The organism is Cytobacillus sp. FSL K6-0265 (assembly GCF_038003465.1).
GTDB classification, from domain to species: domain Bacteria; phylum Bacillota; class Bacilli; order Bacillales; family Cytobacillaceae; genus Cytobacillus; species Cytobacillus stercorigallinarum.
Window position 1 is genome coordinate 809,871 of sequence record NZ_JBBOPE010000001.1, and the last position, 26,458, is coordinate 836,328.

Below are 26,458 nucleotides of genomic sequence, written 5' to 3' on the forward strand. Positions count from 1 at the left end.
ATGTCGAATCCCACATAGGAAGAACAGCAAATGGAGGTTTTTAGATGGCACATTTACTCTATCAACTCTGTATTCAGGGTGAGATAACACAAATCTATCAACAATTAATAGAAAAGGAGAATCGTACGTTAGAAGAGGAAACGATGTTAAAAAATTATCAACAACGTTTCTTTCAGAAGAATGAACCTTTTCAACATGTTGATAAGTGGATAGAATATGTAGTCAATTGTTATCAAAGTTATTTTATCGATGTTCTAACCTGTAGAAAAGCTGTTCACCAAGCAGAAGGTAAACTATTAATAGATTTAAGTAAATCAATATCTAGCCAAGCGAAGTCGATGGAAGAAGTAGAGGATGAGTTGAAACAGAAATTTAAGCTCAAAGGGTATTCATTCCTTGGAGGAAGGACTTCACCACATTATGGTCCATATATTTGGCAATCTACAGAAAGTAAAAAGGTAGATGTTGAACTTTTAAAAGAAATAGAAACGGTTCAAGTATTTTTCCTCGATGATTTTTTGATGATGGGTTGGCTAGACTTTGCCACTTTTGGAGAAATAGGAGCAGGTGGATGGGCTTCGGAGGAAGGGATCTATTGTATACTTCCTCGCTACAGAGAATGTTTAAATGAAGATCGGTTCCTTGTTTCATTTTTCAAGCATGAAGCTCAACATTACAACGATTTTAAACATTACCCAAACTTAAGTGGGAAGGAGCTGGAATATCGTGCAAAATTAATCGAGCTCATCTATTATTCAGATCATCGTTTCCTAGAAAGGTTAATTCAACACGCCATAAATAATGATATTCCACATAACAATGCATCTTATCAAATTATGCAACAACTATCTACATACTTTTTTCAAAAAAATGAACAAAAAGATATGCATAAATGGTTGAGTATTCATTATAAGGAAATCAGTCAATATGGGAAAAAGCTATATTGTCAACATACAGATAGGTTGAATAGGTTAGAGACAGGAGGTAAGACTAGTCATTAAAAAGTTAGCTTATTTTACGCTCCTATTTAGCTGGGTGGTATTATTTACTTATTTCTATAACCTTTTTATGCCAAAGGGCTTGCTTTATCTAATCATTGGTATACCAGCCCTTTATTTTAGTACAAGCTTCTTAATAGATAGAATGAAGGGTAAAAAAACATCTTGAAGAGGAAGGTTTATGTCCTCTTCATTCTCATGCTTGTAGCTCATCGACAGTAACAAATCGATAGCCTTCTTTTGTTAACGCTCTTAAAATTTCTTCGATCACTTGAAGTTCGTCACCAGATTGATCATACATTGGATGAAGGAGAATAATAGAACCTGGCTGGATTTCTTCTAATACATAGTCGATTTTTTCTTCTGGTGTAGTGAAAAAAGTATCAGGTTCTATATTCCAAGTAATGGTTTCTTTTTCTTGTTGTTTGAGAAAATAAGGTAAGAAAACTAATTTTTTGCCGTTAGGTGGCCTAAAGTCTATCTCGCCTTTATATCCTGCTTCACGGATGAGTTCATCGGTTTTATCAATTTCCTCTTCAATAAATGTCGGTGACTTGAAAATCATTCTTGCATGTGAAAAGGTATGATTACCAACTTGATGACCAGCTTCAATTATTGCTTTCGTTTCTTCGGGAAACTTCTCTATATCTTGACCAATTAGAAAGAAAGTGGCCTTTGCATCGTATTGTTGGAGAAGGGGGAGAATCTGGTCCACATTCTGAGTTGGACCATCATCGAAAGTAAGAGCCACTACTTTTTCATCGGTTTCAATGCTATTTGTTATGTTTCCGAATATTTGATACGATCTTGCATTCATTAATTGATAGCTGCCGAATAAAAGCAGGCAAAGCAACAGTAAAGATAGAATGATCTTAAGGTATGTTTTTTTTCTCATACTACTTTTCCTCACATTTTTAGTTTTCATTAGCCTTGATTATAACAAAAAAATGAAAAAGGACTGAAACTATTTCCGTGTAGACCCGTATAACATAGTAGAACATTGTATTACGAAAGGGGATACTCCATGGGAGAACTGTTTATATTCTCACTCATAATTGCTGTGGTAAGCACAGTTATTTTGTTTCCAATCTTATCTTTATTTCAAAAGGGGGATGAAAAGCAAAAAAGCCCTTCATTTAACGGGTTCCTTTTTATCTTCGTTCTCCTCTTTATTATTGTCTTTAGTATTTATTATTTCACTAATTTAGATCGCAACATTAGTGGTCTTGTTATCGGTTTCACTGTATTAGCTGTACTTGGCGGTTTCTTTGCTAAAGGTATGGAACGTAAGGTTAAATTAGTACTAGGTTTAATAGGTATCATAACTATCGCTTATATGTCGTTCGCATTTGTTTTTAATGCAGATAAAAAATTTGAAAAAGCACAAATGCAGGTCGAAGAAGAAATTGAAACATTTGATGAAAATGAGACACCTGCTAGTGTGCCGCCTGATTTTGCTCGTAATAAAATGAAGAAAGCTTTTGGGCAAGTGCCGAACACGAGCTATTATGAACTAGGGAGTTTACAAATACAAAAAGTAGATGGGCAATATGTGTATATTGCACCCGTTGAATTTTCCGGTTTCTTTAAATGGATCCAAGGTGATACTACACCAGGATATTTTACTGTAAGTGCAACAGACTCTAGTGCCAATCCAAAGTTTATTCAATCGGAAATGGCTTATACACCCTCTTCTTTCTTAAACAAAGATATTTATCGTCAAATTCGATTGCAGTACCCTGATTATATTTTCTATGGTGATGTGCAATTAGAAATTGATGATGATGGTAAGCCTTTTTATATTCGCACATATGGTGAATTTATTAGCGCAAGAAACGGTTTTAATCCACTTGGAATCGTGATGGTTGACCCGTTAACAGGAGCTGCGAAGCAATATAAATTAAAAGATGTACCTGCTTTTATAGACGGAGCTGTTTCGCCGGAGACAGTTAGCTTGCATAATAGCTACTTCGGAAAATATGTGAATGGCTACTGGAATAGTTTATTTGGAAAATCTGATGTGAAGTTACCATCAGATGAAGGTACAGAAGCGAATGTGAGTCCTATATTTGATGAAAAAGGCGATATGTACTATTTCACTGATTTCACCAGTCCGAAAGAGGGCGTTGACTCAATGCTAGGATACTCTTTGACGAATTCTCGAACAGGTGAAGCGACTTATTATACGGGGAATCTTGAAGAATCTTATATGGATTCACAAGGGGCATTACAAATTATCGAAAAGAAATTCATTGAGAAAAAATGGTATGGTAAAATGCCAATACTATATAATTTCTATGGTGAAGCAAGCTGGTTAACACCGGTATTAGATACAAATGGCTTCTTGCAAAACTATTTTATCGTTTCAGCTGCGAATCCGGAAATTGCTGTTTATGCTAGTACACCAAATGATGCATTGAAGCAATATAAAACAGCACTACAACGTGGTAGTGGAAGTGTGGAAGGAAGCTCTAGTGCTGAAGAAGTCCAATTAACAGGAAAAGTAGTGAGGGTCTATAAAGAAAGGGTAGGAGAATCGACAAACGTTTCCTTCCTTTTGGAAGATGGTAAGAATTTCATTGCCTCTACTGAAAACAATCCGCTAGCGATCTATTTGCAAGAAGATGATGAGGTAGAGATGACTTATTTAAATACAGGTGAAATGTTTTTACCTGTTAAAGAAATGACCATTAGTGGACTAGAATAACAATATTTTACAAAAGCGTGCACAGTTCTGTTATGTAAACAGAATTTGTGTGCGTTTTTTATTGTTTGAATTTATTAGTAGCGCATCTATCTTTAGTTATTTAAACAGTGCCCAACTCTGTCTTTTCTAAGAAGGTTTATCACCTGTAATTTCACTAAATTTTTTAATGAGTAACAAATGTAAGAGAATTAATAGGTTGAAATCGAGGAATTTAGGAAAAATAAGTAGGCAGTAACTGTAGAGACAGTATAAAAGACATTTGCCGTTAAGGGAGAGAACATGGGAATCCCCCCAGCCTGAATATCTCGCTATGGGATTTCTTTGTTTGGCTACCGCTTCATGTGTGAACAAACTTTTTATACGTTTAATAAAAAAAGGGGAGTCGAAAGGATTGGAGCTGCTATTACCGTATTTAGGTGTATTACTCGTTATTATCTGCCTTGAAGGATTGCTTGCTGCGGATAATGCGGTCGTATTAGCATTAATGGTCAGTCATTTACCTGAGGAACAACGGAAAAAAGCATTATTTTATGGCTTAGTCGGTGCAATGGTCCTTCGTTTCGGGTCATTATTTATTATTTCTTTCTTAGTGAACGTCTGGCAAGTTCAAGCATTAGGCGCGATATACTTATTAATCATGTCAATTAAAAATTTATATACTTGGTTTAGAGAGAAAAAGCACAATCATACGCAACAACAAGATGAAGTATTAGAAGAAGCTACACAGAAAGAGTTCTGGTGGACTGTCTTTAAAGTAGAATGTGCGGACTTAGTCTTTGCCATTGACTCTATTTTAGCCGCCGTTGCTCTTGGTGTCACCTTACCTAAAACAGATTGGGGTCATATTGGTGGACTGGACACAGGTCATTTCCTTGTCGTATTTATTGGTGGACTTATCGGTGTCATTATCATGCGTTTTGCTGCTAATATCTTTGTTGATTTACTTCATAAACGTCCAAACCTTGAGGGTGCCGCTTATTTGATTGTCGGTTGGGTAGGGATCAAGCTACTAGTAATGGTTTTATCCCACGAAGACATTGCTTGGTTACCTAAAGGCTTGGCTCATTCTACACCTTGGCAGGTGATATTTTATGGTATTCTTGTTGCTATCGGGGTAATTGGTTGGTTTTCATCTAAAGGGAAAACATAACAATTTCATGTTAATACTTTGTTGCTTGAAATAACACTAAGGTAGCCCTATAAAAACCATTCTTGGTTCGGGCTACCTTTTATTTTTACATTTGAGCTAAAAGAAAAAATTAACAAATAATTTCAAAATAACACTAGATTTTTTTTGCATTCCATCCTATAATGAAAATGATTCTCATTATCAAACTAAATCTCTGAATAATAAACGTTTTTTTATGGGAATGTGAGTAGCAGCCGGAACTTCAGGAAAGGTTGAGAAGTAATGAGTGAGAAGCACCTTTGTATAGGTTTATCATTATCACCTACTTGGTTAAATGGTTGGGGTTGGCGTAAAAAAGATAGTAGTGCAGAACGTATATTTTCTGCTGATTTTTACATAGAGCTGACGAAGAAGGCAGAAGAAGCAAAGTTGGACTTTGTATTCAAACCGGACGCATTATTTTTGCATCCAGAAAGAGTCAATGTTTCACCAGCGATGGGAGGGTTAGATCCGACATTGTTGATGACGATGCTGGCAGAGCACACAAGTCAGATTGGATTGGTCACAACGGTTTCGACTACTTTTAACCCACCCTACGTGATTGCAAGGCAATTACAGACACTTCATCGATTAAGTGGAGGAAGAGCAGGGTGGAATATTGTCACTTCCATTGAAGGTGCAGATAATTTTGGCCACAAGAATATGCCTTCTTCAGAGGAAAGGTATAATCGCGCAAAGGAGAGCGTAGAAGTTATTCGTAAGTTGTGGAGGAGCTACCCTGCTGAAGCTTTTTTAGTTGATCGGGCTGAAGGAATATTTGCTGACAAAGAAAAAATTCATCCAATTGATTATAAAGGCGATTTCTATGATGTGAAGGGACCACTGAATTTACCTGCTCACCTTGCTGGAGAATTACCATTATTTCAAGCAGGTGCTTCTGATGCTGGGCGTGAGTTTGCTTCTGGTGTGGCATCAGGAATTTTTGCTGCCACACCTACAATCGAATCAGCGATAAGTTATCGTCAAGATTTACGCAATCGTGCAATGTCAAAAGGTAGAGACGCTGATGACATCTCTGTATTACCAGGATTATCTCTTTTCTTAGGAAATACAACTGCTGAAGCAAATGCGCTATATCGTGATGCTTTTGCACACCTGAGTCATGAACAACAATTGGCAATGGTTCGGCGTATACTAGGCGTGGATCTGAGTGGATTTGCTAAAGAAGACAAAGTAACTGCAGCTAACATACCGCATGATAATCAACAAATGCATAGCAAAACACATGCAGAACTGTTAAAAGATTATATTGTCAAAAATGAACCAACAGTTCAGCAATTACTATCAAGACCAGAGGTTATCAGTTCGGCTCATTGGATAATCATCGGCACAGCCGAAGAAGCTGCACAGCAGATTGAATACTGGTTGGATAAAGGAGCAATCGATGGTTTTATTGCTTTACCTGGTGGTTCAATCAGTTCACTACAACTATTTTTCGATGAGCTACTACCATTACTTGTAGAAAAAGGATTGTTCAGAGAAGAGTATGAAAGCGATACATTTATAAAAAATCTAACAAAGCAGAAGAACTAGAGGGAGAGATTAATAGTGAATCGAAAGTGGATTTTAGCTAGTTTAATGATGTTCATCATGTTAGTATTAGCCGCTTGTGGTGGAGGTAGTAGTGAAGAGTCAAATGCTTCCAACAAAGAAGAAGAAGATGCAAAAACCGAAGAAAACAGTGAAGATGGTACAAAAACAATTGAGTACTTAGGTAAATCATACGAAATCCCTGCTAATGCAGAGCGAATCGTAATTACTGGTGCCATGGAAGCAATGGAAGATGCGTTAGTATTAGATGTACATCCAGTGGGTGCTATTTCAGTTGGAGGAGAATTTCCTGAAATTTATACTTCTATCACAGATAAAGCTGAATCTATCGGTGAAAAAAGACAACCGAACTTTGAAAAAGTGCTTGAGTTACAACCAGATGTTATTTTAGCAACATCTAAATTCCCTGCAGATGTAACAGAGAAATTAGAGAAAATTGCTACGACCATTCCTGTTTCTTATATTTCCACTGATTGGGAAGCAAATTTAAAATTAATGGGTGAGATTTCTGGAAAAGAAGATAAAGCAGAAGAAATATTAAATGCATATAAAGAAGATGTAGAAACTGCAAAAACATCTATTGCTGGTGAATTAGAAGGCAAAAAGGTAGCTGCTGTACGTATTCGCGCAGGTCAAGTATTTGTCTATCCACAAGATGTATTCGTCAATCCTGTCTTATATAGTGAATTAGGATTAGAAGTACCAGCAGAGATTGAAGCAGCAGAGAACCAAGCACAACTTTCAATTGAGCAGTTAGCAGATATGAATCCTGACCACCTATTCATACAATTTGCTGAAAGCGAAAATGCAGAGGCGAAAAGCGCTTTAGAAGATTTACAGAACGATCCGATTGTGAAAAATATAACTGCGTTTAAAGAAGATCAAGTATATGTGAATACGATTGATCCATTATTAGAAGGCGGCCCAGCAAATAGCCGTGTGGAATTTTTAAAAGCCTTACAAGAAGATTTATCTAAATAATATCGCAGGATTAGGGTTATCATCAAAAGATGATAGTACTCTAGCAATTATTGTCCTATATACACACCATCCATATTTTTTCGCTCTCGCCTATGGACCCCCTTTCCGATGTGCTGAGCTATATATATCCATTATGGACAATAATTGACTAGACACCTTTTTCTATATAGAGATTTCGATGCCACCCTATGATTAGGGTGGCATCATTTCGGTTCTCCCCGTCTTTTGCCCGAAATAATAATAAAGAAAATCAGGAATCGTTGCTAAAAAGAAAAGAGCAAGAGAGGTGAGCAACGCAAAAGCTGAAATCGTTGCTAAAAAGAAAAGAGCCAGAGAGGTGAGGAACGCAAAAGCTGAAATCGTTGCTAAAAAGAAGGAAGCCAGAGAGGTGAGCAACGGAAAAGCTGAAATCGTTGCTAAAAAGAAGGAAGCCAGAGAGGTGAGCAACGGAAAAGCCGAAATCGTTGCTAAAAAGAAGGAAGCGATAGAGGTGAGCAACGGAAAAGCCGAAATCGTTGCTAAAAAGAAAAGAGCAAGATAGATGAGCAACGCAAAAGCTGAAACCGTCGCTAAAAAGAAGGAAGCCAGAGAGGTGAGCAACGGAAAAGCTGAAATCGTTGCTAAAAAGAAGGAAGCGATAGAGGTGAGCAACGGAAAAGCTGAAATCGTTGCTAAAAAGAAAAGAGCAATAGAGGTGAGCAACGGAAAAGCTGAAATCGTTGCTAAAAAGAAAAGAGCAAGATAGATGAGCAACGGAAAAGCTGAAATCGTTGCTAAAAAGAAAAGAGCAAGAGAAGTGAGCAACGCAAAAGTTGAAATCGTTGCTAAAAAGAAGGAAGCGATAGAGGTGAGCAACGGAAAAGCTGAAATCGTTGCTAAAAAGAAGGAAGCGATAGAGGTGAGCAACGGAAAAGCTGAAACCGTTGCTAAAAAGAAAAGAGCAAGATAGATGAGCAACGGAAAAGCCGAAATCATTGCAAATAAGAAGCGCGACCAAAATATGAGCAACGCAAAAGTAAAAAATCATTGCCCATAAAAAATATTTAAAGAAACAAACGGGATTCTATAACTGATAAGAAACAATTAACAAATATAAATAAGAGAGCCGACAGAACAATACCCGGAATACGCTGGGTACCCGGGCAATTATCTTATGATTCAACGGGTACACCTTTAAATGGTGTATCACCCAATTTAATCGAATCTGTTGGACATCCATCGATGGCGTCTTCAACGTCAAAGAGGAGATCTTCCGGTATTGGTTCAATTCCTTGGTTATCATCGAGAATGACAAATGAAATCCCTTCGTCATCATAATCATACACATCTGGAGCTGAGGCACCGCAAGCACCACAAGCAATACAAGTTTCTTTGTCTACAATCGTATATTTCGCCATGATATAACCTCCAATAAAAGTCAAATACTAATTATAACTTAAAAAATACGGTTAACTAAATAGTGTTATATATGGAATGATAATTTGATAATAATCATTTGTCAAATATTTTAAAAATAAATATTTCGTGGTAAGAACCCTAAAGACCATTGTTGTTAACTTATTTTAATTATATTTTCTTTATTTTTAAATATCTGATTTTTGTTTACATTTAAAAAAATATGTGATAATTTAAGTGAAAATAAATATAACCTTTTCACGGTTGTAAACTTGTGAAAGGTTATATTTATATATGTTTTTTAAATGAAAGCGTTTTAAAAATGGGCTTTTTCTATAGGAGACTATTGCTCAAAAGATTTTTTGCAAAAATGCTTACAAATTTCCACATAACAACACTGTTTAATGGAGGTGTTTCCACGATTAATTAATTTACTTATATGAGAAGCTATCAAAAAGAAAAAGCCACATTAACCAATAAGGAGATAAAAAGATGATTCTACACAAAGCTGAAACCTTTAGTAAGTCTGAAATGGAAGCGCTACAGTTAGAAGGATTAAAGAAAACTGTGAACCGAGTATTTGAACATATCCCTTTCTATCAAAATAAGTTTAAAGAATTAAATATTACGCCGAATGATATCCAAACACTTGATGACTTAAGTAAACTTCCTTTCACGAAAAAAACTGATTTAAGAGATAACTACCCCTATGGTTTGTTTGCGGTAGAGATGAAGGATGTCCTTCGCGTACATGCTTCATCTGGTACAAGTGGGAAACCAACTGTTGTTGGTTATACTCAAAATGATGTTGATAACTGGGCTGATTTAGCTGCTCGTGCGATTGCCTTAGCTGGTGGTGAACCGGATGGCATCTTTCAAAATGCGTATGGCTATGGGCTATTTACTGGGGGATTAGGGATTCATTTTGGTGCAGAAAGATTAGGAATGGCGACAGTTCCGGTATCAGGTGGCAATACCGATCGCCAAATAATGATTATTGAGGATTTCAAACCGACAGTGATTGCAGGTACACCTTCTTATATATTGAAAATTGCAGAAGAAATGAAAGCGCAAGGCAAAGATCCAGCTAAGAGTTCTTTAAAATATGGCATTTTTGGTGCAGAACCATGGACAGAAGGCATGCGTAAAAAACTTCAAGAGTTGTTCGGTATAAAGGCAAGTGATATTTACGGGTTAAGTGAAGTGATGGGACCAGGTGTGGCGATGGAATGTCATGAAGAACAACAAGGTCTGCATATTGCTGACGACCATTTCTTAGTAGAAGTAATCAACCCGGATACGTTAGAACCGGTAGCTGAAGGGGAAATCGGCGAACTTGTTTTTACTAGTTTAACGAAGGAAGCGTTTCCAATTATTCGTTATCGTACAGGAGACTTAGCATCAGTCAAATCTGGTCCTTGTTCTTGTGGTAGAACAACGAAAAAAATGTCACGAATTAAAGGGCGAATCGATGACATGATGATTATTCGCGGTGTAAATGTATTTCCTTCTGAAATCGAGCATTACTTATTACAAATAGAAGAGTTGGCACCTATTTATCAAGTGCATTTATTAAATGATGGTGTACTGGATAGTATAGAACTTCATGTAGAAATGGATGAAATGATGTATCAAAAATCGAACGGTGTCGATTTAGAGGGATATACTTTAAGTTTAGTGAAAAAAGTACAGCATTCTATGAAAAATAACTGTCTAGTTTCGATGAAAGTTAAAGTACATCCACCAAGGAGTATCCCTAGATCAGAAGGAAAAGCTGTTAGAATCGTTGATAAGCGACAAGCTGAAGTAACCATGTAAAAAAAGATTAAAATGAATAATCTGAAAAAAATTTGCACTATCATATAACTATAATATATAATATCGTTATAAACACGTTATATAAAATGGATCATAAAAAAGAGAAGAGAGGGAAGGTAGATGAGTGGTTCAGTTGTAGCGGAAACAGAAGAACAAAAGTATGAACAGTTTATGGAACGGATCAACCGTGGTGAACAAATCGAAGCTGATGATTGGATGCCTGAAGATTATCGCAATGCATTAATTAAATTGATTTCTATGCATGGAATCAGTGAGATTATGGGAGCGCTTCCAGAGAAAGAATGGGTACCTAAAGCCCCGTCTATACAAAGGAAACTCGGCATCATGGCAAAGGTACAAGATGAAATGGGGCATGGCCAATTACTATTGCGTGTCGCTGAAGACTTACTTAAGCCTACTGGGAAAACAAGAGATGACATCATGCATGATCTTTTCACAGGGAATTTGAAATTTCACAATGTATTCCATATGCCGGCACCGAGTTGGGGAGATGCAGGTTTAATTGGTTGGTTAGTAGATGGTGCGGCAATCATTACTCAAACGAATATGCTTAACAGTTCTTATGCTCCGTATTCTAGAGCATTGCATCGTATTTGTGCAGAAGAAGTCTTCCATGCTCAACATGGTGAAGCGATTATCATGGCATTAGCAGAGGGAACAGAGGAACAAAGAGAAATGGTGCAAGATGCTGTGACAAGATGGTGGGAGTCACTGCTGTTATTCTTTGGCCCCCCAAGTTCCCAAGTGGGCAAATCAAAACAAGATATTACCATCAAATATAAAATCAGACCAAAAACAAATGAAGAGTTGCGTCAAGCGTTCCTCACAAAATATGTACCTAGAATTCTATCTCTTGGTTTAGAGATTCCTGATGAAACCATTCGTTTTGATGAAGAGAAGCAAGAATGGATCTATCAACAACCTGATTGGTCGAAATTAAAAGAAATAATGAAAAATAATGGTCCTAAATCACAGGAACGCTTAAATCTTCGCCGCGTATCTTATGAAAATAATGCTTGGGTGCGTGAAGCATTAGGTCAAATTAGCTAAAGGAGGAAGTCAGATGGGTAGCAATGGATTTTTCCAAGAATTCGAAGTATTTAGTAAAAAAACAACAAAAGCAGCCTTTCAACATCAATTTAGCTTGCTTGCACCTAACGCTGAGATGGCTATGATTATGGCCCAGGAGAATTTCCTTCGCCGTGAACCTGTAGCGGATATTTGGGTGGTTAATCGTAAAGAAATTCGTGGCTTAAATTATGAAGAAAAGCAGATGCTGAATCGGTTAGATAATAAAGAATATAGAACAACAAAAGGGTATGGCTATTTAAAGAAAAAATGGCGTCATTACGAGCAACAAATGTTAGATGAAAAAGAGATTCTATCTTGGGGGGAGAAGTAAGATGAGCACGAATGCAGTAGAAATGACACCAGCGCATAAAGAAGCACTTGCCGAGCTTTTATTTCAGCTTGCTGATGACGACTTTCTCCTATCTTACCGAGGTTCAGAATGGCTAGGGTTGGCACCTCATATTGAAGAAGATGTTGCTTCATCTTCCATCAGCCAAGATACGATGGGCCATGCGAAAATGTATTACGGCTTACTAGAAGAGTTGGGTTATGGAAAAATAGATGATCTGGCACATGGCCGTTCAGCAAAGGAAAGAAAGAATAGTATATTAGTAGAACGAGAAAATGGTGCAGGCTACTATATGGAAACACCTAGATATGATTGGGCATATGCAGTTGTACGCAATTATTTCTATACACTAGCGAAAAAAGTAAAAATAGATTCATTGAAAAAAACCACCTATCAGCCCCTAGCAGAAGTAGCCACAAAAGTGAGCATGGAATTGTTTTACCATCATCTGCACTGGAGGACATGGTTTACGCAATTATTATCCTCTTCAGACGAGGCTAAAGAACGTATGAACAAAGCAATCGAAGGAGTAATGGCTGACTTTGGTGATGTTTTCTCTTATGGTAATGCATCTCAAAGCTTTAAAGAATTTGCTTTAATTGAGGATGCGACGGTATTAAAACAAAGATGGGAAGCAGCACTAAAAGAAGTAGTGAAAGCGCTTCATATTGAATCACCCATCATTCAGCAACCAGATCGAAATGGACGCTTAGGGGAACACACTGAGGAACTTGACCGTGCGTTAAGTACGTTATCAGAGGTTTACCGCCTCAATCCTGCTGTTCCTTGGTAAGACTTTTTTTAGAACATGTGAGGAGGAATAGAGATGGATCAATCGACTTTAGTAGCTGAAAAGGACATTATGGAAGCGCTTGAATTAGTTCAGGATCCTGAAATTAGCACAGTGAGTGTGGTAGACCTAGGAATGATCGAGGATGTAGAAATTCATGATTCGCATGTATCGATTACGATGCTTCCAACCTTTTTAGGATGTCCAGCACTTGAAATCATCAAGAAAAATGTGGTCGAACAAATCGAAAGTGTAGCGGGGGTAAAAGCAGTAGAAGTATCATTTAAAACTTCACCTCCATGGACTTCAGATCGCATTACAGAAAAAGGACAACAAGGACTAAAGGCATTTGGTATTGCTCCACCTCCAAAGCATTTTACAGAAGACGGTTCTTGGCATGTGGATTGCCCCTATTGCGGGTCAACCTATGTCACGCTTGATAATATATTCGGACCTACAGCCTGCCGAAGTATTTTATATTGTAAATCATGTAAAAACCCATTCGAAGCAATGAAACCAATATCAAACTTAATGTAAAGGGGAAATTAAAATGATCAAATTAATCGCATTTTACAAGCAACCGGAAGATAAGGCAGCATTTGATGAGCATTATTACAATGTACACGTGCCAATTACAGAAAAAATTCCTGGATTACAAAAAATGAAAGTAACGAAAATGGTTGGTACACCAACTGGGGATGAGCCTAAATTTTATTTAATGTGTGAAATGTACTATGAAAATCAAGAAGCATTAAAAAATGGTATGAAATCACCCGAAGGTAAAGCATCAGCGAAAGATGTCATGGGATTTGCAGGTAAACTTGTTAGCTTTGCTATCGGTGAAGAAGTCGAATGAGAGAATATGCGTTTATAGAAACAAAAGTGGAGGATTATATTGGCATTATTGAGTTGAATCGCCCGAAGCAATTGAATGCCCTTAATCGTCAAATGATAAAAGAAATTGTCCAGGTAATGGAGAGTTATGATCAGGATGATACCGTGAGAGTCATCTTACTCAAGGGAAAAGGAAGAGCCTTTTCAGCAGGGGCAGATATTGATGAAATGTCGAATGACGATCCCATTCGCTTAGAACTACTAAACCAATTTCAAGATTGGGATCGTCTTTCATTAATAAAAAAACCGATTATCGGTGCTGTACAAGGTTTTGTTTTAGGAGGGGGCTTTGAACTGGCTTTAAGTTGTGATGTATTGATTGCAGCTGAAGGTACGGAATTCTCATTCCCTGAAGTGAATCTAGGTGTGATGCCAGGTGCGGGAGGTACACAACGTTTAACCAAACTTGTAGGTCGCACGCTCGCATTAGAATGGATATGGAGTGCAAAGCGTATTCAAGTAGAAGAAGCGCAATCTCATGGCTTTGTAAATAGAATTGTATCTGGTGAACTATTAGAGGAAGAAGCATTAAAGTTTGCGAAAATGATTGCAGAAAAGCCGCCACTAGCCATCCGCCTCATTAAAGATTCTGTTAATAAAGCTATTGATTACTCTTTATATGAAGGCATGCAATATGAGCGGAAAAACTTCTATCTACTCTTCTCTTCAGAAGATCAAAAAGAAGGCATGAATGCTTTTGTTGAGAAAAGAAAGCCCAAATTCCAAGGAAAATAGAAAGAAGGTTGGCAATGTTCACTACAATTAATTATGAATGTCACGAAGGAATCAGTTGGATCAAGCTGAATCGTCCCGATAAATTGAACGCTTTTATTGCAGAAATGAATCGCGAAATCACACAAGCAGTAAGGCAAGCGGCTAAAGATGAAGAGGTACGTTGCATCGTTATTACTGGTGAAGGTAGAGCATTTTGTTCCGGGCAAGATTTAGCCGAGGTAAATGATGATACGAATCACGGTGATTTACTAAGAAATCATTATACACCGATGGTAAAAGCCATTATGGCTTGTGAAAAACCTATTATTGCTGCAGTGAATGGTGTAGCTGCAGGCGCTGGATTTAGTTTAGCTTTAGCGTGTGATTTCCGTCTCGCTTCAGAAAAAGCAAGTTTTATCAATGCTTTTGTTAATATTGGCCTTATCCCTGATTCTGGTAATTTACACTTTCTTAGCCATTTAGTTGGTAGAGCGAAAGCGATAGAGATTTCTGTTCTAGGTGAAAAAATCCCTGCGCAGAAAGCTTTAGAGTTGGGTGTGATTAATCGCGTTATCCCACAAGATACTTGGCAAAAAGAAGTAGAGGAATTTGCGAGTAAATTAGCGAAAATGCCTACAAAAGCAATTGGCTTAATTAAAAGATACTTAACATTGGCGGAGAATCTTCCACTAGATGCTTATTTGGAAAAAGAAGCAGAAGGGCAACGCATTGCTGGTTTAACAAAAGATGCAAAAGAAGGCGTTCAAGCTTTTATAGAAAAAAGACAACCTGAATACATCGGACAATAAAGATTAGGAGTGGTAGATATGGCAACAGTACAAGAGGCAGCAAAAGAAGCAGTACCAATGAAGAGAGATTACTATCACCTGATAATTAATGGCGAAAAAGTGGAAAGCACAGGCGGAGAAACAATCAAAACTTACAATCCTGCTACTGGTGAATTGTTGGCAGAGGTAGCAAAAGCGTCAAAAGAAGATGCAGAAAAAGCAGTGTTAGCAGCAAGAGATGCATTTGATAACGGTAAGTGGAAGAAGTTCCCTGTTAATAAAAGATCGCGTATTATGAATAAAATCGCTGCTATTATGCGCAGCCGCTTTAATGAACTCGTTGAATTGGAGATGCTTGATACGGGTAAAACATTAAGCACGGCACAAGGACAAGTGATGCAAGCGATTGAGGATTTTGAATTTTATGCAGGCGCGATTGTTGGCCACCGTGGCACAGTCAATCCAATGGCAGGACAATTTCACAATTATACTGAAAAGGAACCTGTAGGGGTTTGTGCACAAATCATCCCTTGGAACTATCCTCTAATGATGGCTGCTTGGAAGGTTGCCCCTGCGATTGCAGTTGGATGTTCAATCGTTGTGAAACCAGCTAGCTTAACACCACTTACAGCAATTATTTTAGGAGAAATCTGCATCGAGGCAGGTGTCCCGGCAGGAGTAGTAAATATTGTTCCTGGATCAGGTAAAGATGTAGGGAATTACTTAGTTGAGCACGATAAAGTGGATAAAGTGGCTTTCACAGGATCAACACCAATTGGTAAAGATATTATGGCGAAAGCTTCAAATACATTGAAACGCGTGACATTAGAGCTAGGTGGAAAATCACCAAATATCGTTTTCGATGATGCGGATATTGATGCAGCAGTTGTAGGATCAATCTACGGAATTTACTATAACACAGGTCAATCTTGTGAAGCGCGTTCTCGTCTCTATGTACATGAGGATATTTACGATGAATTTGTAGAGAAATTTGTTGCAAAAACAAAGTCATTAACATTAGGTAACCCATTTGATAAGGGGACACATGTTGGTGCCATTATCGATCAGAACCAATGGGATGTCATTGATGGTTATGTGCAATCTGCCAAAGAAGAAGGCGCTGAAATTCTTGCGGGTGGTAAAGGTGCGCAAGTAGAAGGGTTTGAAAATGGCTTTTGGTATGAGCCTACAGTGATTGCTAATGTGAATCATGAGATGAAAGTGGTTAAAGAAGAAATCTTTGGGCCAGTTGTTGTTATCATGAAATTCAAAGATGAAAAAGAAGCAGTTAAACTGTCGAATGATACTGTGTATGGTTTGGGCTCCGCTGTTTGGACAAAAGACGGAGCAAAAGCAACAAGAGTAGCAAACAAAATTGAAGCAGGAATTGTTATGGTGAACTGCCCATTCTCTGCTTTTCCTGGTACACCTTTTGGTGGTTACAAACAGTCTGGTTTCGGTCGTGAATTATGTATTGAAACATTGGATCTTTATACAGAAACAAAAAGTATTATTTCTTACTTTGGGAACAAACCGCTGAACCCATTCGGCATTTAAGGAATACACATATGCGGATGCCAAGACTATTTACGCTTGGCATCCGCCTTCATTTATTAATGGAAAATAGAGGAGGAGAGCATGATGAGTAAAATTGTTGTTGTCGGATCAGGTGTGATGGGCAGAGGGATTGCTTATGTAAGTGCAGTTGGTGGATACGAAGTGGTTTTGAATGACATAAAGGAAGAAGCATTGAACAGTGCAAAAAAAGAGATAGAGAGTATTTTTGCAAAAGGTGTTTCTCGTGGGAAAATTTCGAGTGAACAATCAGCCGCGGCTCAGGCGAATCTTAGTTATGCAACAGACTTGAAACAAGTAGTGTCTGATGCTGATCTTGTCATTGAGGCCGTTCCTGAAATTGCGAGCATTAAAAAAGACATTTTTGAAACGATTGAGCAATATGCACCTGAACATTGTCGTTTTGCCTCAAATACATCAACAATGAGCCCGACAGAAATTGGCTCCTATACGAACCGTCCAGAAAAAACAATCGCCATGCACTTCTTCAACCCGGTACATAAAATGCCGCTCATTGAAATCATTCGCGGATTAGAAACGAATGATGACACAGTTGCTTTTATTGAAGGTGTTGCTGACAAAATGGGCAAAGAAACTGTGGTTGTAAATGAATTCCCAGGTTTTGTAACTAGCCGTATGAGTGCGCTTGTTGGAAATGAAGCATTTTACATGCTTCAAGAAGGATTAGGAACGCCGGAAGATATTGATAAAGCGATTAAATTAGGCTTGAATTATCCAATGGGACCATTCGAATTAGTCGATTTAGTAGGATTGGATGCAAGACTAAACAACTTAAGATATTTACATGAAAAATTAGGTGAAAAATACCGCCCTGCGCCATTACTTGAGCAATACGTCAAAGCTGGTAGATTAGGTAGAAAATCAGGCAAAGGCGTCTATGATTATACGAAAAAAACCGAGGAGGCTCCTGTAAAATGAGAGAAGTTGTGATCGTTGATGCAGTAAGAACACCCATTGGTCGCTATAAAGGTGCATTAAAGGATGTCCGTCCGGATGATTTAGGAGCCACAGTTATTAAAGCACTGGTCGATCGGAACCCTGATTTACCAGCAGAGCAAATAGAAGAGGTCATTTTAGGCAATGCCAATCAAGCGGGAGAAGACAATCGGAACGTTGGGCGTATGTCAGCTCTTTTAGCAGGTTTACCTATTGATGTTGCAGGTACAACGTTGAACCGTCTCTGTGGTTCCGGCTTAGATGCTGTCTTATATGCAGCACGTGCGATCGCCGTCGGTGAAGGTGACGTTTATATTGCTGGTGGTACGGAGAGTATGACGCGTGCACCATTTGTGATGGCTAAACCAAGTAAAGACTACCCACGAGGTAATATGGAAATGTTCGATACAACGATTGGTTGGCGTTTTACGAATAAGAAGCTTCATGAAATGTATGGCACAGACTCTATGCCACAAACAGCTGAAAATGTAGCACAACGCTACAATATTTCCCGTGCAGACCAAGATGCATTTGCTTATGAAAGCCAACAACGTGCGAAAAAAGCTATAGATGCTAATATTTTTAAAGAGGAAATGGTCCCTGTTGTCTATAAAGATCGTAAAGGGAATGAAATAGTAGTGGATACGGATGAGCACCCACGCCCCGACACCTCATTAGAAAAGTTAGCTAAACTACGTCCCATTTTTGAAGGAGGGACAATTACTGCTGGCAATGCTTCTGGTGTTAATGACGGTGCAAGTGCATTGTTAATGATGAGTGCGGATAAAGCAAAAGAGTTAGGACTAAAACCATTAGTATCCTATGTTGTTGGTGCAACAGCTGGACTTGAACCAGCAGTCATGGGACTCGGCCCAATTTATGCCACAAGAAAGGCGCTAGATCGTGCCAATTTATCTACTGCTGATATTGGCTTGGTCGAACTAAACGAAGCTTTTGCTTCACAATCATTAGAATGCATGAAACAACTTGAACTAGATACAGATAAGGTGAATGTCAACGGAGGGGCTATTGCCTTCGGTCATCCATTAGGAGCAAGCGGAGCGAGAATTCTAACGACATTGATATATGAAATGAAACGTAGAAAAGAAACATATGGGCTAGCAACGATGTGTATCGGGGTGGGTCAAGGAATTGCTGCGATTGTGAAAAATGTAGAAGAATAAAGATGGGTGTCCCCTACTTGTATAAGGGGACTTTGCGGTATTTAATAGGAAGTAAGTGAAAAGACAAAACTCTCGATATTACTAACCATAAGATTTAGATATTACTAGGCTAATAGACTAAACATCCATCTTTAATACCATAATGGTTTGTTGCAATTTGTACATTTTAAAGGAGGAAAATCCAATGACAAACGTATTATTCAAGCTAGAGAATCATATTGCAACCGTAACGATTAATCGCCCAAATGTCCTTAATTGTTTTGATTATGCTACACTAAAACAGCTTCAAGACACGGTAGCGGATATACAACTAAATCCCGATGTACGTGTCGTTATTTTCACAGGGGCAGGAGATAAAGCTTTCAGTGCTGGAGCAGATTTAAAAGAAAGAAAAACATTGAATGAGCAACAAACAAGAAGAAATGTCCGCTTAATTCGTGATGTGTTCAATGATATTGCCAATTTACCGATGCCAACGATTGCTGCAATTAACGGATATGCATTTGGTGGAGGGTTCGAACTGATCCTTGCTTGTGATTTTGCTATCGCAGTTGAAGATGCTACATTAGGTTTAACCGAAACGATCTGGGCTATTATTCCAGGTGCTGGTGGTACACAACGCTTACCGAGAGTGGTTGGAGAGATGAAAGCGAAGGAGTTAATCTTTACAGCTGCGAAAATATCAGCCAATGAGGCATATGGATTAGGAATTTTGACAAGAGTAGTAGAGAAAGAAGCATTGCAATCGACTTGCATCAATTTCGCACAACAAATGTTGAAAAGTGGGCCAGTTGCGCTCATCCAGGCAAAATATGCAATCTCACAAGGGATGAACACGGATATTCAAACCGGTATGGCGATTGAATCGAAGGCATATGAACTGACGTTACCAACAAATGATCGTGTCGAGGCACTGCAAGCATTTAGTGAAAAAAGACAACCGGTGTTTCAAGGGAAATAACTATTGCGTTTCTTTGTCTTTTTTAGATAAGATAAAAGATAAAGTACGAATGGAAAAAGAGTGTGATAGAAATGGGCAATAATACGCAATCCTTAATCTTTACGATATATGGAGATTATTTGCGTCATTATGGCAATAAAATTTGGATAGGTACGCTCATCCACCTACTGAAAGAATTTGGCCATAATGAACAGTCAACAAGAGTAGCAATGTCCCGAATGTACAAGCAAGGCTGGGTTCAGTCTGAAAAGAAAGGGAATAAAAGCTATTATTATTTGACCCCGCGTGGAGAAGATCGGATGGAAGAAGCTGCGGGTAGGATATTTAAACTGAATCCGCATAGTTGGAAAGGCAAATGGTGTTTCCTTATGTATTCGATCCCAGAGGAAAAACGCCAGGTTCGGGATGAGTTCAGAAAAGAGCTTGTTTGGAGTGGCTTTGGTAGTTTTCAAAATGGCTTTTGGATTTCGCCAAATAACCTAGAAAAAGAAGTCAAGCAACTTGTTAAGAAGTATGAGATTGAGGCTTATGTTGACTTTTTTGTTTCTGAATATAAAGGACCTCAAGATAGCCTGTCATTAGTGGAGAGAAGTTGGCCAGTAGATGAAATTCAAGCAAAGTATGAAGAGTTTATTTCTACATATAGTAAGCAATATATTATTCATCAAAGTATGATTCAAGATGGGAAAATGACTAAAGCAGAGTGCTTTGTCGAAAGGACATTACTTGTGCATGAATACCGTAAATTTCTCTTTATCGATCCAGGTCTACCGAAGGAGCTTCTTCCTGTAGAGTGGAATGGGAATCATGCAGCACTTTTATTTACGCAATATTATAAATTACTTGCAGAACCTGCTAATGAATTCTTTGAAGAGATTTTTCGGAAAGATAATGATATCAAACGAAAAGATGCCGATTATGATGTGTCGAAGCATCCTTTAATGAGTGAAGAATAAAACGATGGCTATTTCAGCCATCGTTTTTTACTCGTTGCCCTTGAAACACAACGCCTTTTTGCACATAACTATCAATAGAAAGTTGTATTTACGCAAGATCCTTATCATCGATTGCACGTACAACTTTTCTGCGTGAGCCGATAACATGTGAACATGGTGTAAATTTTTTATTGATAAGTATTTTGTATTTTTTAGAATTGTCATACATTAAGATTTGTTATAACATTATTATTACAGGTGGTGAAAAAATGAAATACTTAACAACTCTTTTAAATATTCAATATCCCATTATTCAAGGAGGGATGGGCAACATAAGCTCTGCGCAATTAACAGCGGCTATTTCTGACGCGGGAGGCTTAGGTACAATCGGGTGTGGTACATTATCCGTTGAAGAAGTAGCCGAAAAGATTAAAGCAGTGAAAGAAATGACAACAAAACCGTTTGCCGTCAATATTCCCCTGACTGTTACAGAAGATGTGATAGGGATGATGAAATTGGTTATAAAAGAGCAAGTGCCAATTGTTTCTCTATCAGCAGGGAATCCAACACCATACGTAGCTAAGCTACATGAGGCGGGCATAAAAGTCATTGTCGTTGTCGCTTCAGTGAAACATGCTATAAAGGCGGAACGAGTAGGGGCAGATATTTTAGTAGCGGAAGGTTTTGAGGCAGCGGGAATTAACTCAAGTTTAGAACTCACGACTTTTACTTTAATTCCACAAATCGTCAAAGCTGTAAATGTTCCGGTTGTTGCCGCTGGTGGTATTGGTGATGGGAGAGGATTAGCAGCAGCTATGATGTTAGGAGCAAGTGGTTGTCAAATGGGAACGAGGTTTATTGCCACAGAAGAAGCACCCTTTCATGAAAACTATAAGAAAAAAATCATTCAGGGTGATGACCTCTCAACAATGATCTTAGGCAGACCACATGGGAAAGTCAGAAGGGTCATCAATGTGCCATATGCCCAAACAGTGCTAGCGGAACAGGAGAATGACTCAGTGGAGCAATATTTAGCAAAAACATCGGAAACACAGCATGTATTAGGGGCTATTGAAGGTGATTTTGAAAATGGCTTCATAAATGGTGGACAGATAGTGGGTTTAATTAATACGATTCCAACTGTTAGAGAATTAATTTTTGAGATGATGTCAGAAGTAGAACGGCAAATCAAGCAAGTGAGTGAAGGGTTAAACGGTATTACACAAAAATAAGAGAGCCGACATGGCTCTCTTATTCATTAAGCTGCAGAAACTTTACCTTTTTTCTTTGCTTTCCTTGCTTTCGCTTTCTCAGCAGCAGCGGTAAATAAAACATCTGATGATGAATTAAGTGCTGTTTCACAAGAATCTTGTAGGACGCCAATAATAAAACCAACAGCAACAACTTGCATGGCGATATCATTTGAAATTCCTAATAGGCTACAAGCGAGTGGAATCAGTAGAAGTGAACCACCGGCAACGCCAGATGCACCAGCAGCTGAAATAGCCGCTACAACCATAAGAATAATGGCTGTCCAAAGATCCACAGAAATATTTAATGTATGAGCTGTAGCTAATGTAAGGACAGAAATGGTTACAGCTGCGCCAGCCATATTTATTGTTGCACCAAGTGGAATAGAAACAGAATAAGTATCCTCATCTAATCCAAGTTTTTTACATAATGTCAAGTTTACAGGGATATTAGCAGCTGAGCTTCTAGTAAAGAATGCAGTAATCCCGCTTTCCCTTAACACCTTAAATACTAAAGGATAAGGATTTTCTTTAGTATACATAAATACAATTAGTGGGTGCATAACAAAAGCTACAAAGAACATACAACCCAATAATAATAGAAGTAATTGACCGTATTCAGTTAAAGCAGAGAGACCACTTGTAGCAATCGCATCATATACTAATCCCATAATACCTAATGGGGCTAGGTTGATAACCCATGTAACTAGAGTCGTCATTGCATCAGAAAAATTAGCTAACATCGTCTTAGTAGACTCGGCAGCAACTCTTTTTAAAATTAACCCAATAACGATAGCCCAAGTAAGAATCCCGATATAATTCGCATTCATTAATGCATTAACAGGGTTATCCACGATATTAAATAATAACGTTTCTAAAACTTCAGCAATACCCCCAGGTGGTGTAATTTCTGTTGCCTCAGAGGTAGATAATGTCAACGTAATAGGGAATAATTTACTTGCGACAACGCCTACTACACCAGCTAAAAAGGTACCAATTGCGTATAAACCAAGAATCATTTTCATATTGGTTTCTTTTCCGCTTTTATGGCTGGAAATCGCATGTATGACTAAAAATAAAACAAGTATAGGAGCAACAGCTTTTAATGCCCCAACAAACAATGATCCAAAGATGGAAACCCAGCTAGCCGCATCAGGAACCGTAAGCGCAAGTATAATACCAATTACAATACCGACAATAATTCTTTTCACCAAGCTAATTTGGTTCCATTTACTAATGAAGTTTTTCATGATGAGCCTCCATGTTATAAATTTGAAAATATTCTAATGTACAGTTGTCTTGTCCATATGGACACCATGGAATTAGTTTATCATGAATAGATCATTAACGGAATAAGAAATTATTTCAAAAAATATTCATCTGTGAATTTTTTATGTACTTAATTGGATTTAATCGAATAACTAAAGAAATAGCTCAAGTTAGAAATAAAGTCTTAACGAATGAAATTTCAATGAAAATATCATTAAATCACTTAAATAGTAGATAGTAGAAATGGAATATTCTTGTAAAATAATAATCTGTATAAAGCTATTGACGACCGCTTTTTTATCTGCAATAATAAACTCAATTAAATACTGGTACCTTTAATTCAGTCCAGAGAGGCTGGCAAGGGCAGCGGATATCATTATTTCTGTAGTGATATAGTATTTTCCAGAGAGAAATACTATATCTAATCATTTACAGATAATGAAACTAGAGGCTAATTGTCAGATCTTACTGATGATTAGTCTCTTTTTTTCTGCTTTTTGGTATCAGAAAACTGATGGAGGGATTTACAAATGAGTAAAATCGATCAAGAGTTTTCGTGGCAAGCGGTGCCAAAATCGCAGAGAAATAATTTCTGGAAGACATTATCCGTTATGTTAGGGTTCACGTTTTTCTCAGCAAGCATGTTAGCAGGAGGAGAGCTTGGTATAGGTCTGAGCTTTAGTGAGTTTATTGTCATCGTACTCTTGGGAAATTTACTTTTAGGCATATATACAGGTGCGCTTGCACATATTGCTGCCAAGACAGGATTGTCAACACATCTTTTAGCTAAATATGCTTTCGGTGAGAAAGGATCGTATTTGCCTTCCTTTTTACTAGGATTTACACAAGTTGGTTGGTTTGGTGTTGGTGTGGCTATGTTTGCTGTTCCTGTAGCAACCGCGCTAGATTGGAATGTGTATGCACTTATTTTTGGTTTCGGTATTGCGATGACAATCACTTCACTCTACGGCATGAAGTCATTGGTTATTTTAGGGTTTATTGCCGTACCAGCAATCACACTCTTGGGTGGTTATTCAGTTATAGAAGGAATTTCAGCTTTTGGTGGCTTAGAAGGATTAATGGATTACACACCTGCGCAAACGATGTCAGTTGCAGCAGCATTGTCCATCTGCATAGGGTCATTTATAAGCGGCGGAACATTGACACCTGACTTTGCGAGGTTTGCTAGGACTTCCAAGCAAGCCGTAACAGCAACAGTAATCGCCTTTTTCTTAGGGAATTCACTTATGTTTTTATTTGGCGCAGTCGGTGCGATGGCATATGGTTTAGCCGATATATCTGAAGTCATGTTTTTACAGGGATTGATGATTCCGGCTGTACTCGTATTAGGACTTAATATCTGGACAACGAATGATAACGCCTTATATGCATCAGGGCTTGGTTTTGCCAATATTACGAAGATTTCCAAGAAAGTATTTGTTGTAGTAAATGGTTTGATTGGTACAATCTTTGCTATGTGGATGTACAATAACTTCGTTGGTTTCTTAAATATCCTAAGTGCTGCCGTACCGTCTATCGGTGCGATTATTATAGCAGATTACTTCTTCATTAAACGTAGAAACTATGAAGGATTTGAGCAAGTGAAATTTAAAGTCATTAATTGGGTGGCCATGGGAGCGTGGGCACTAGGGGTTACTTTTGCCCAAATTATGCCGGGCATTACACCTCTTAATGCATTGTTTGGCACAGCAATCATTTATATCATATTAACTTTCATTGTAGCAAAAATATCAAAATCTAAGGGGATGACCACAAATGATCATACAGAACGCGAAATTACGGGGTAAAGAAGGGCTATGGCAATTAATTATCAAAGATGGTGTTTTTCACGAGATTACACAACAATCAATTGAAGTTCCAGCTGGAGAACAAGTAATTGATGTTGATGGGGCGCTCACTTTACCTCCATTTATTGAACCTCATATTCATCTGGATACAACTTTAACCGCAGGTGAGCCAGAATGGAATAGAAGTGGTACTTTATTTGAGGGAATCCAAAGATGGTCAGAGCGGAAGGCATTCTTAACTCCTGAAGATGTTAAAAAAAGAGCAAAGCAAGCATTAAAATGGCAAATTGCCCAAGGGATTCAGCATGTTCGCACACATGTGGATACAACTGATACAACCTTAACAGCTGTTAAAGCCTTATTGGAAGTAAAAGAAGAAATGAAAGACTATGTTAATATCCAGCTTGTCGCTTTCCCACAAGAAGGGATTTTATCTTACCCAAGTGGGGCAGAGCTGATGGAAGAAGCATTGAAAATGGGTGTCGATGTCGTTGGTGGCATTCCACACTTTGAATTTACAAGAGAATATGGCGTAGAGTCGATGAAGATTGCTTTTGACCTTGCCGAAAAATACAATCGTTTAATAGATATCCATTGTGATGAAATAGATGATGAGCAGTCACGTTTTGTTGAAGTTGTTGCTAAAGAGGCGTACGAGCGAGGGCTGGGAACAAGAACAACAGCCAGTCATACGACAGCGATGGGCTCTTATAACGATGCTTACACATATAAGCTGTTCCGCTTACTGAAGATGTCTAACATTAATTTTGTTTCAAACCCATTAGTCAACATTCATTTACAAGGGAGATTTGACACGTATCCAAAAAGAAGAGGATTGACTAGGGTAAAAGAAATCCAAGAAGCAGGCCTAAATATTTGCTTCGGCCATGATGATATTTTTGATCCTTGGTATCCCCTTGGAACAGGCAATATGTTACAAGTACTTCATATGGGTATTCACGCTTTACAGTTGCTAGGTTATGAACAAATTGTCCATTCAATCGATTTGATTACGAAAAATAGTGCAAAGACATTACAAATCGAGGATGAATATGGTATTGAGGAAGGCAAACCGGCGAATTTAATTATCCTTGAGGCAGAAAATGAATATGAGGCCGTTAGGAAACAAGCGACAGTCCTTTATTCTATTCGCGAAGGGAAAGTGATAGCTGAAACGAAGCCAAAAGTAACTAATATTACATTTGGCGATCATGTTGAGCAGATTGATTTTAAAAAGTGAATTTCGCGATAAT

27 protein-coding genes are annotated in these 26,458 nt (G+C 38.1%); 24 read left to right on the forward strand and 3 right to left on the reverse strand.

Annotation, left to right across the window (positions count from 1 at the left end; genetic code table 11):
- Positions 1 to 44 precede the first annotated feature (44 nt).
- Positions 45 to 1,001 (forward strand): hypothetical protein, encoded by a 957-nt coding sequence (locus tag MHH73_RS04160; protein ID WP_191816662.1) that lies wholly within the window; start codon positions 45 to 47, stop codon positions 999 to 1,001.
- A 193-nt stretch (positions 1,002 to 1,194) separates the two neighbouring features.
- Here the strand turns inward: MHH73_RS04160 and MHH73_RS04165 are convergent, their stop codons facing one another.
- Complete coding sequence (locus MHH73_RS04165; protein WP_191816661.1) at positions 1,195 to 1,893, reverse strand: polysaccharide deacetylase family protein; 699 nt, start codon at positions 1,891 to 1,893, stop codon at positions 1,195 to 1,197.
- A 129-nt stretch (positions 1,894 to 2,022) separates the two neighbouring features.
- On the opposite strand from MHH73_RS04165, the gene MHH73_RS04170 reads away from it, so the two are divergent.
- The 7 genes from MHH73_RS04170 to MHH73_RS04200 all read left to right on the forward strand — a co-directional run bounded on the left by MHH73_RS04170 (position 2,023) and on the right by MHH73_RS04200 (position 8,375).
- Positions 2,023 to 3,705 carry a YrzE family protein gene (locus tag MHH73_RS04170; protein ID WP_341064933.1) on the forward strand — a complete coding sequence of 561 codons (1,683 nt, stop codon included), beginning with the start codon at positions 2,023 to 2,025 and terminating at the stop codon, positions 3,703 to 3,705.
- A gap of 391 nt (positions 3,706 to 4,096) precedes the next feature.
- Positions 4,097 to 4,855, forward strand: a complete 759-nt coding sequence (locus MHH73_RS04175; RefSeq protein ID WP_225230740.1) for a TerC family protein — start codon at positions 4,097 to 4,099, stop codon at positions 4,853 to 4,855.
- A 261-nt stretch (positions 4,856 to 5,116) separates the two neighbouring features.
- On the forward strand, positions 5,117 to 6,427 hold the full coding sequence (locus MHH73_RS04180; RefSeq protein WP_341064936.1) for an NtaA/DmoA family FMN-dependent monooxygenase: 1,311 nt from the start codon (positions 5,117 to 5,119) through the stop codon (positions 6,425 to 6,427).
- A gap of 15 nt (positions 6,428 to 6,442) precedes the next feature.
- Complete coding sequence (locus MHH73_RS04185) at positions 6,443 to 7,426, forward strand: ABC transporter substrate-binding protein (RefSeq protein WP_341064939.1); 984 nt, start codon at positions 6,443 to 6,445, stop codon at positions 7,424 to 7,426.
- A gap of 286 nt (positions 7,427 to 7,712) precedes the next feature.
- Positions 7,713 to 7,967, forward strand: coding sequence for a hypothetical protein (locus tag MHH73_RS04190; RefSeq protein ID WP_341064942.1), 255 nt, complete (start codon positions 7,713 to 7,715; stop codon positions 7,965 to 7,967).
- Entirely contained in the window at positions 7,968 to 8,171 is a 204-nt protein-coding gene (locus MHH73_RS04195) for a hypothetical protein (RefSeq protein WP_341064944.1), read from the forward strand.
- Positions 8,172 to 8,375, forward strand: coding sequence for a hypothetical protein (locus MHH73_RS04200; protein ID WP_341064947.1), 204 nt, complete (start codon positions 8,172 to 8,174; stop codon positions 8,373 to 8,375). It begins immediately after the preceding gene.
- Positions 8,376 to 8,577: 202 nt separating this feature from the next.
- Here the strand turns inward: MHH73_RS04200 and MHH73_RS04205 are convergent, their stop codons facing one another.
- A complete protein-coding gene (locus tag MHH73_RS04205; protein ID WP_341064950.1) occupies positions 8,578 to 8,823 on the reverse strand; it encodes a ferredoxin in 246 nt (81 codons plus the stop codon).
- 490 nt (positions 8,824 to 9,313) lie between these two features.
- Between MHH73_RS04205 and MHH73_RS04210 the strand changes: the two genes are divergently transcribed.
- From MHH73_RS04210 to MHH73_RS04275, 14 genes are all read left to right on the forward strand, one after another.
- Positions 9,314 to 10,639: a phenylacetate--CoA ligase family protein gene (locus MHH73_RS04210; RefSeq protein ID WP_341064952.1), complete on the forward strand. Its 1,326-nt coding sequence runs from the start codon at positions 9,314 to 9,316 to the stop codon at positions 10,637 to 10,639.
- A 120-nt stretch (positions 10,640 to 10,759) separates the two neighbouring features.
- Positions 10,760 to 11,710: a 1,2-phenylacetyl-CoA epoxidase subunit PaaA gene (gene paaA, locus MHH73_RS04215; RefSeq protein WP_191815528.1), complete on the forward strand. Its 951-nt coding sequence runs from the start codon at positions 10,760 to 10,762 to the stop codon at positions 11,708 to 11,710.
- 13 nt (positions 11,711 to 11,723) lie between these two features.
- Complete coding sequence (gene paaB / locus MHH73_RS04220) at positions 11,724 to 12,062, forward strand: 1,2-phenylacetyl-CoA epoxidase subunit PaaB (protein ID WP_191815526.1); 339 nt, start codon at positions 11,724 to 11,726, stop codon at positions 12,060 to 12,062.
- A gap of 1 nt (position 12,063) precedes the next feature.
- The gene (paaC, locus tag MHH73_RS04225; protein WP_341064956.1) at positions 12,064 to 12,873 is read left to right on the forward strand and encodes a 1,2-phenylacetyl-CoA epoxidase subunit PaaC; all 810 of its coding nucleotides are present in this window, start codon (positions 12,064 to 12,066) and stop codon (positions 12,871 to 12,873) included.
- Between the two features lie 33 nt (positions 12,874 to 12,906).
- Positions 12,907 to 13,407 (forward strand): 1,2-phenylacetyl-CoA epoxidase subunit PaaD, encoded by a 501-nt coding sequence (gene paaD / locus MHH73_RS04230; RefSeq protein ID WP_191815522.1) that lies wholly within the window; start codon positions 12,907 to 12,909, stop codon positions 13,405 to 13,407.
- Positions 13,408 to 13,420: 13 nt separating this feature from the next.
- Positions 13,421 to 13,726, forward strand: a complete 306-nt coding sequence (locus MHH73_RS04235) for an EthD family reductase (RefSeq protein ID WP_191815520.1) — start codon at positions 13,421 to 13,423, stop codon at positions 13,724 to 13,726.
- On the forward strand, positions 13,723 to 14,499 hold the full coding sequence (locus MHH73_RS04240) for an enoyl-CoA hydratase/isomerase family protein (RefSeq protein ID WP_341064960.1): 777 nt from the start codon (positions 13,723 to 13,725) through the stop codon (positions 14,497 to 14,499). The genes MHH73_RS04235 and MHH73_RS04240 overlap by 4 nt, the downstream gene beginning before the upstream one ends.
- A gap of 14 nt (positions 14,500 to 14,513) precedes the next feature.
- Entirely contained in the window at positions 14,514 to 15,287 is a 774-nt protein-coding gene (locus tag MHH73_RS04245; RefSeq protein ID WP_341064962.1) for an enoyl-CoA hydratase-related protein, read from the forward strand.
- A gap of 18 nt (positions 15,288 to 15,305) precedes the next feature.
- A complete protein-coding gene (locus MHH73_RS04250) occupies positions 15,306 to 16,823 on the forward strand; it encodes an aldehyde dehydrogenase family protein (RefSeq protein WP_341064963.1) in 1,518 nt (505 codons plus the stop codon).
- 81 nt (positions 16,824 to 16,904) lie between these two features.
- A complete protein-coding gene (locus MHH73_RS04255; RefSeq protein WP_341064966.1) occupies positions 16,905 to 17,780 on the forward strand; it encodes a 3-hydroxyacyl-CoA dehydrogenase in 876 nt (291 codons plus the stop codon).
- Positions 17,777 to 18,982 (forward strand): thiolase family protein, encoded by a 1,206-nt coding sequence (locus MHH73_RS04260; protein WP_191815510.1) that lies wholly within the window; start codon positions 17,777 to 17,779, stop codon positions 18,980 to 18,982. Before MHH73_RS04255 ends, MHH73_RS04260 begins: the two co-directional genes overlap by 4 nt.
- A 184-nt stretch (positions 18,983 to 19,166) precedes the next feature.
- Complete coding sequence (locus MHH73_RS04265) at positions 19,167 to 19,943, forward strand: enoyl-CoA hydratase-related protein (RefSeq protein ID WP_341064969.1); 777 nt, start codon at positions 19,167 to 19,169, stop codon at positions 19,941 to 19,943.
- A 71-nt stretch (positions 19,944 to 20,014) separates the two neighbouring features.
- On the forward strand, positions 20,015 to 20,899 hold the full coding sequence (gene paaX / locus MHH73_RS04270; protein WP_191815506.1) for a phenylacetic acid degradation operon negative regulatory protein PaaX: 885 nt from the start codon (positions 20,015 to 20,017) through the stop codon (positions 20,897 to 20,899).
- A gap of 248 nt (positions 20,900 to 21,147) precedes the next feature.
- Positions 21,148 to 22,110: an NAD(P)H-dependent flavin oxidoreductase gene (locus MHH73_RS04275; protein WP_341064971.1), complete on the forward strand. Its 963-nt coding sequence runs from the start codon at positions 21,148 to 21,150 to the stop codon at positions 22,108 to 22,110.
- A gap of 26 nt (positions 22,111 to 22,136) precedes the next feature.
- Here MHH73_RS04275 and sstT read toward each other — a convergent pair whose 3' ends face one another.
- Positions 22,137 to 23,378: a serine/threonine transporter SstT gene (gene sstT / locus MHH73_RS04280; protein ID WP_191815502.1), complete on the reverse strand. Its 1,242-nt coding sequence runs from the start codon at positions 23,376 to 23,378 to the stop codon at positions 22,137 to 22,139.
- A gap of 549 nt (positions 23,379 to 23,927) precedes the next feature.
- On the opposite strand from sstT, the gene codB reads away from it, so the two are divergent.
- Together codB and MHH73_RS04290 are read left to right on the forward strand one after the other, a co-directional pair.
- On the forward strand, positions 23,928 to 25,205 hold the full coding sequence (gene codB / locus MHH73_RS04285) for a cytosine permease (protein WP_191815500.1): 1,278 nt from the start codon (positions 23,928 to 23,930) through the stop codon (positions 25,203 to 25,205).
- Positions 25,174 to 26,445 (forward strand): cytosine deaminase, encoded by a 1,272-nt coding sequence (locus tag MHH73_RS04290; protein ID WP_341064975.1) that lies wholly within the window; start codon positions 25,174 to 25,176, stop codon positions 26,443 to 26,445. The genes codB and MHH73_RS04290 overlap by 32 nt, the downstream gene beginning before the upstream one ends.
- Positions 26,446 to 26,458 lie beyond the last annotated feature (13 nt).

Coding starts and splice junctions, on each gene's coding strand:
- MHH73_RS04160 (WP_191816662.1), top strand. CDS start 45: ATGGCACATTTACTCTATCAACTCTGTATTCAGGGTGAGATAACACAA.
- MHH73_RS04165 (WP_191816661.1), bottom strand. CDS start 1,893: ATGAGAAAAAAAACATACCTTAAGATCATTCTATCTTTACTGTTGCTT.
- MHH73_RS04170 (WP_341064933.1), top strand. CDS start 2,023: ATGGGAGAACTGTTTATATTCTCACTCATAATTGCTGTGGTAAGCACA.
- MHH73_RS04180 (WP_341064936.1), top strand. CDS start 5,117: ATGAGTGAGAAGCACCTTTGTATAGGTTTATCATTATCACCTACTTGG.
- MHH73_RS04195 (WP_341064944.1), top strand. CDS start 7,968: ATGAGCAACGCAAAAGCTGAAACCGTCGCTAAAAAGAAGGAAGCCAGA.
- MHH73_RS04200 (WP_341064947.1), top strand. CDS start 8,172: ATGAGCAACGGAAAAGCTGAAATCGTTGCTAAAAAGAAAAGAGCAAGA.
- MHH73_RS04205 (WP_341064950.1), bottom strand. CDS start 8,823: ATGGCGAAATATACGATTGTAGACAAAGAAACTTGTATTGCTTGTGGT.
- MHH73_RS04210 (WP_341064952.1), top strand. CDS start 9,314: ATGATTCTACACAAAGCTGAAACCTTTAGTAAGTCTGAAATGGAAGCG.
- paaA (WP_191815528.1), top strand. CDS start 10,760: ATGAGTGGTTCAGTTGTAGCGGAAACAGAAGAACAAAAGTATGAACAG.
- paaB (WP_191815526.1), top strand. CDS start 11,724: ATGGGTAGCAATGGATTTTTCCAAGAATTCGAAGTATTTAGTAAAAAA.
- paaC (WP_341064956.1), top strand. CDS start 12,064: ATGAGCACGAATGCAGTAGAAATGACACCAGCGCATAAAGAAGCACTT.
- paaD (WP_191815522.1), top strand. CDS start 12,907: ATGGATCAATCGACTTTAGTAGCTGAAAAGGACATTATGGAAGCGCTT.
- MHH73_RS04235 (WP_191815520.1), top strand. CDS start 13,421: ATGATCAAATTAATCGCATTTTACAAGCAACCGGAAGATAAGGCAGCA.
- MHH73_RS04240 (WP_341064960.1), top strand. CDS start 13,723: ATGAGAGAATATGCGTTTATAGAAACAAAAGTGGAGGATTATATTGGC.
- MHH73_RS04245 (WP_341064962.1), top strand. CDS start 14,514: ATGTTCACTACAATTAATTATGAATGTCACGAAGGAATCAGTTGGATC.
- MHH73_RS04250 (WP_341064963.1), top strand. CDS start 15,306: ATGGCAACAGTACAAGAGGCAGCAAAAGAAGCAGTACCAATGAAGAGA.
- MHH73_RS04255 (WP_341064966.1), top strand. CDS start 16,905: ATGATGAGTAAAATTGTTGTTGTCGGATCAGGTGTGATGGGCAGAGGG.
- MHH73_RS04260 (WP_191815510.1), top strand. CDS start 17,777: ATGAGAGAAGTTGTGATCGTTGATGCAGTAAGAACACCCATTGGTCGC.
- MHH73_RS04265 (WP_341064969.1), top strand. CDS start 19,167: ATGACAAACGTATTATTCAAGCTAGAGAATCATATTGCAACCGTAACG.
- paaX (WP_191815506.1), top strand. CDS start 20,015: ATGGGCAATAATACGCAATCCTTAATCTTTACGATATATGGAGATTAT.
- MHH73_RS04275 (WP_341064971.1), top strand. CDS start 21,148: ATGAAATACTTAACAACTCTTTTAAATATTCAATATCCCATTATTCAA.
- sstT (WP_191815502.1), bottom strand. CDS start 23,378: ATGAAAAACTTCATTAGTAAATGGAACCAAATTAGCTTGGTGAAAAGA.
- codB (WP_191815500.1), top strand. CDS start 23,928: ATGAGTAAAATCGATCAAGAGTTTTCGTGGCAAGCGGTGCCAAAATCG.
- MHH73_RS04290 (WP_341064975.1), top strand. CDS start 25,174: ATGATCATACAGAACGCGAAATTACGGGGTAAAGAAGGGCTATGGCAA.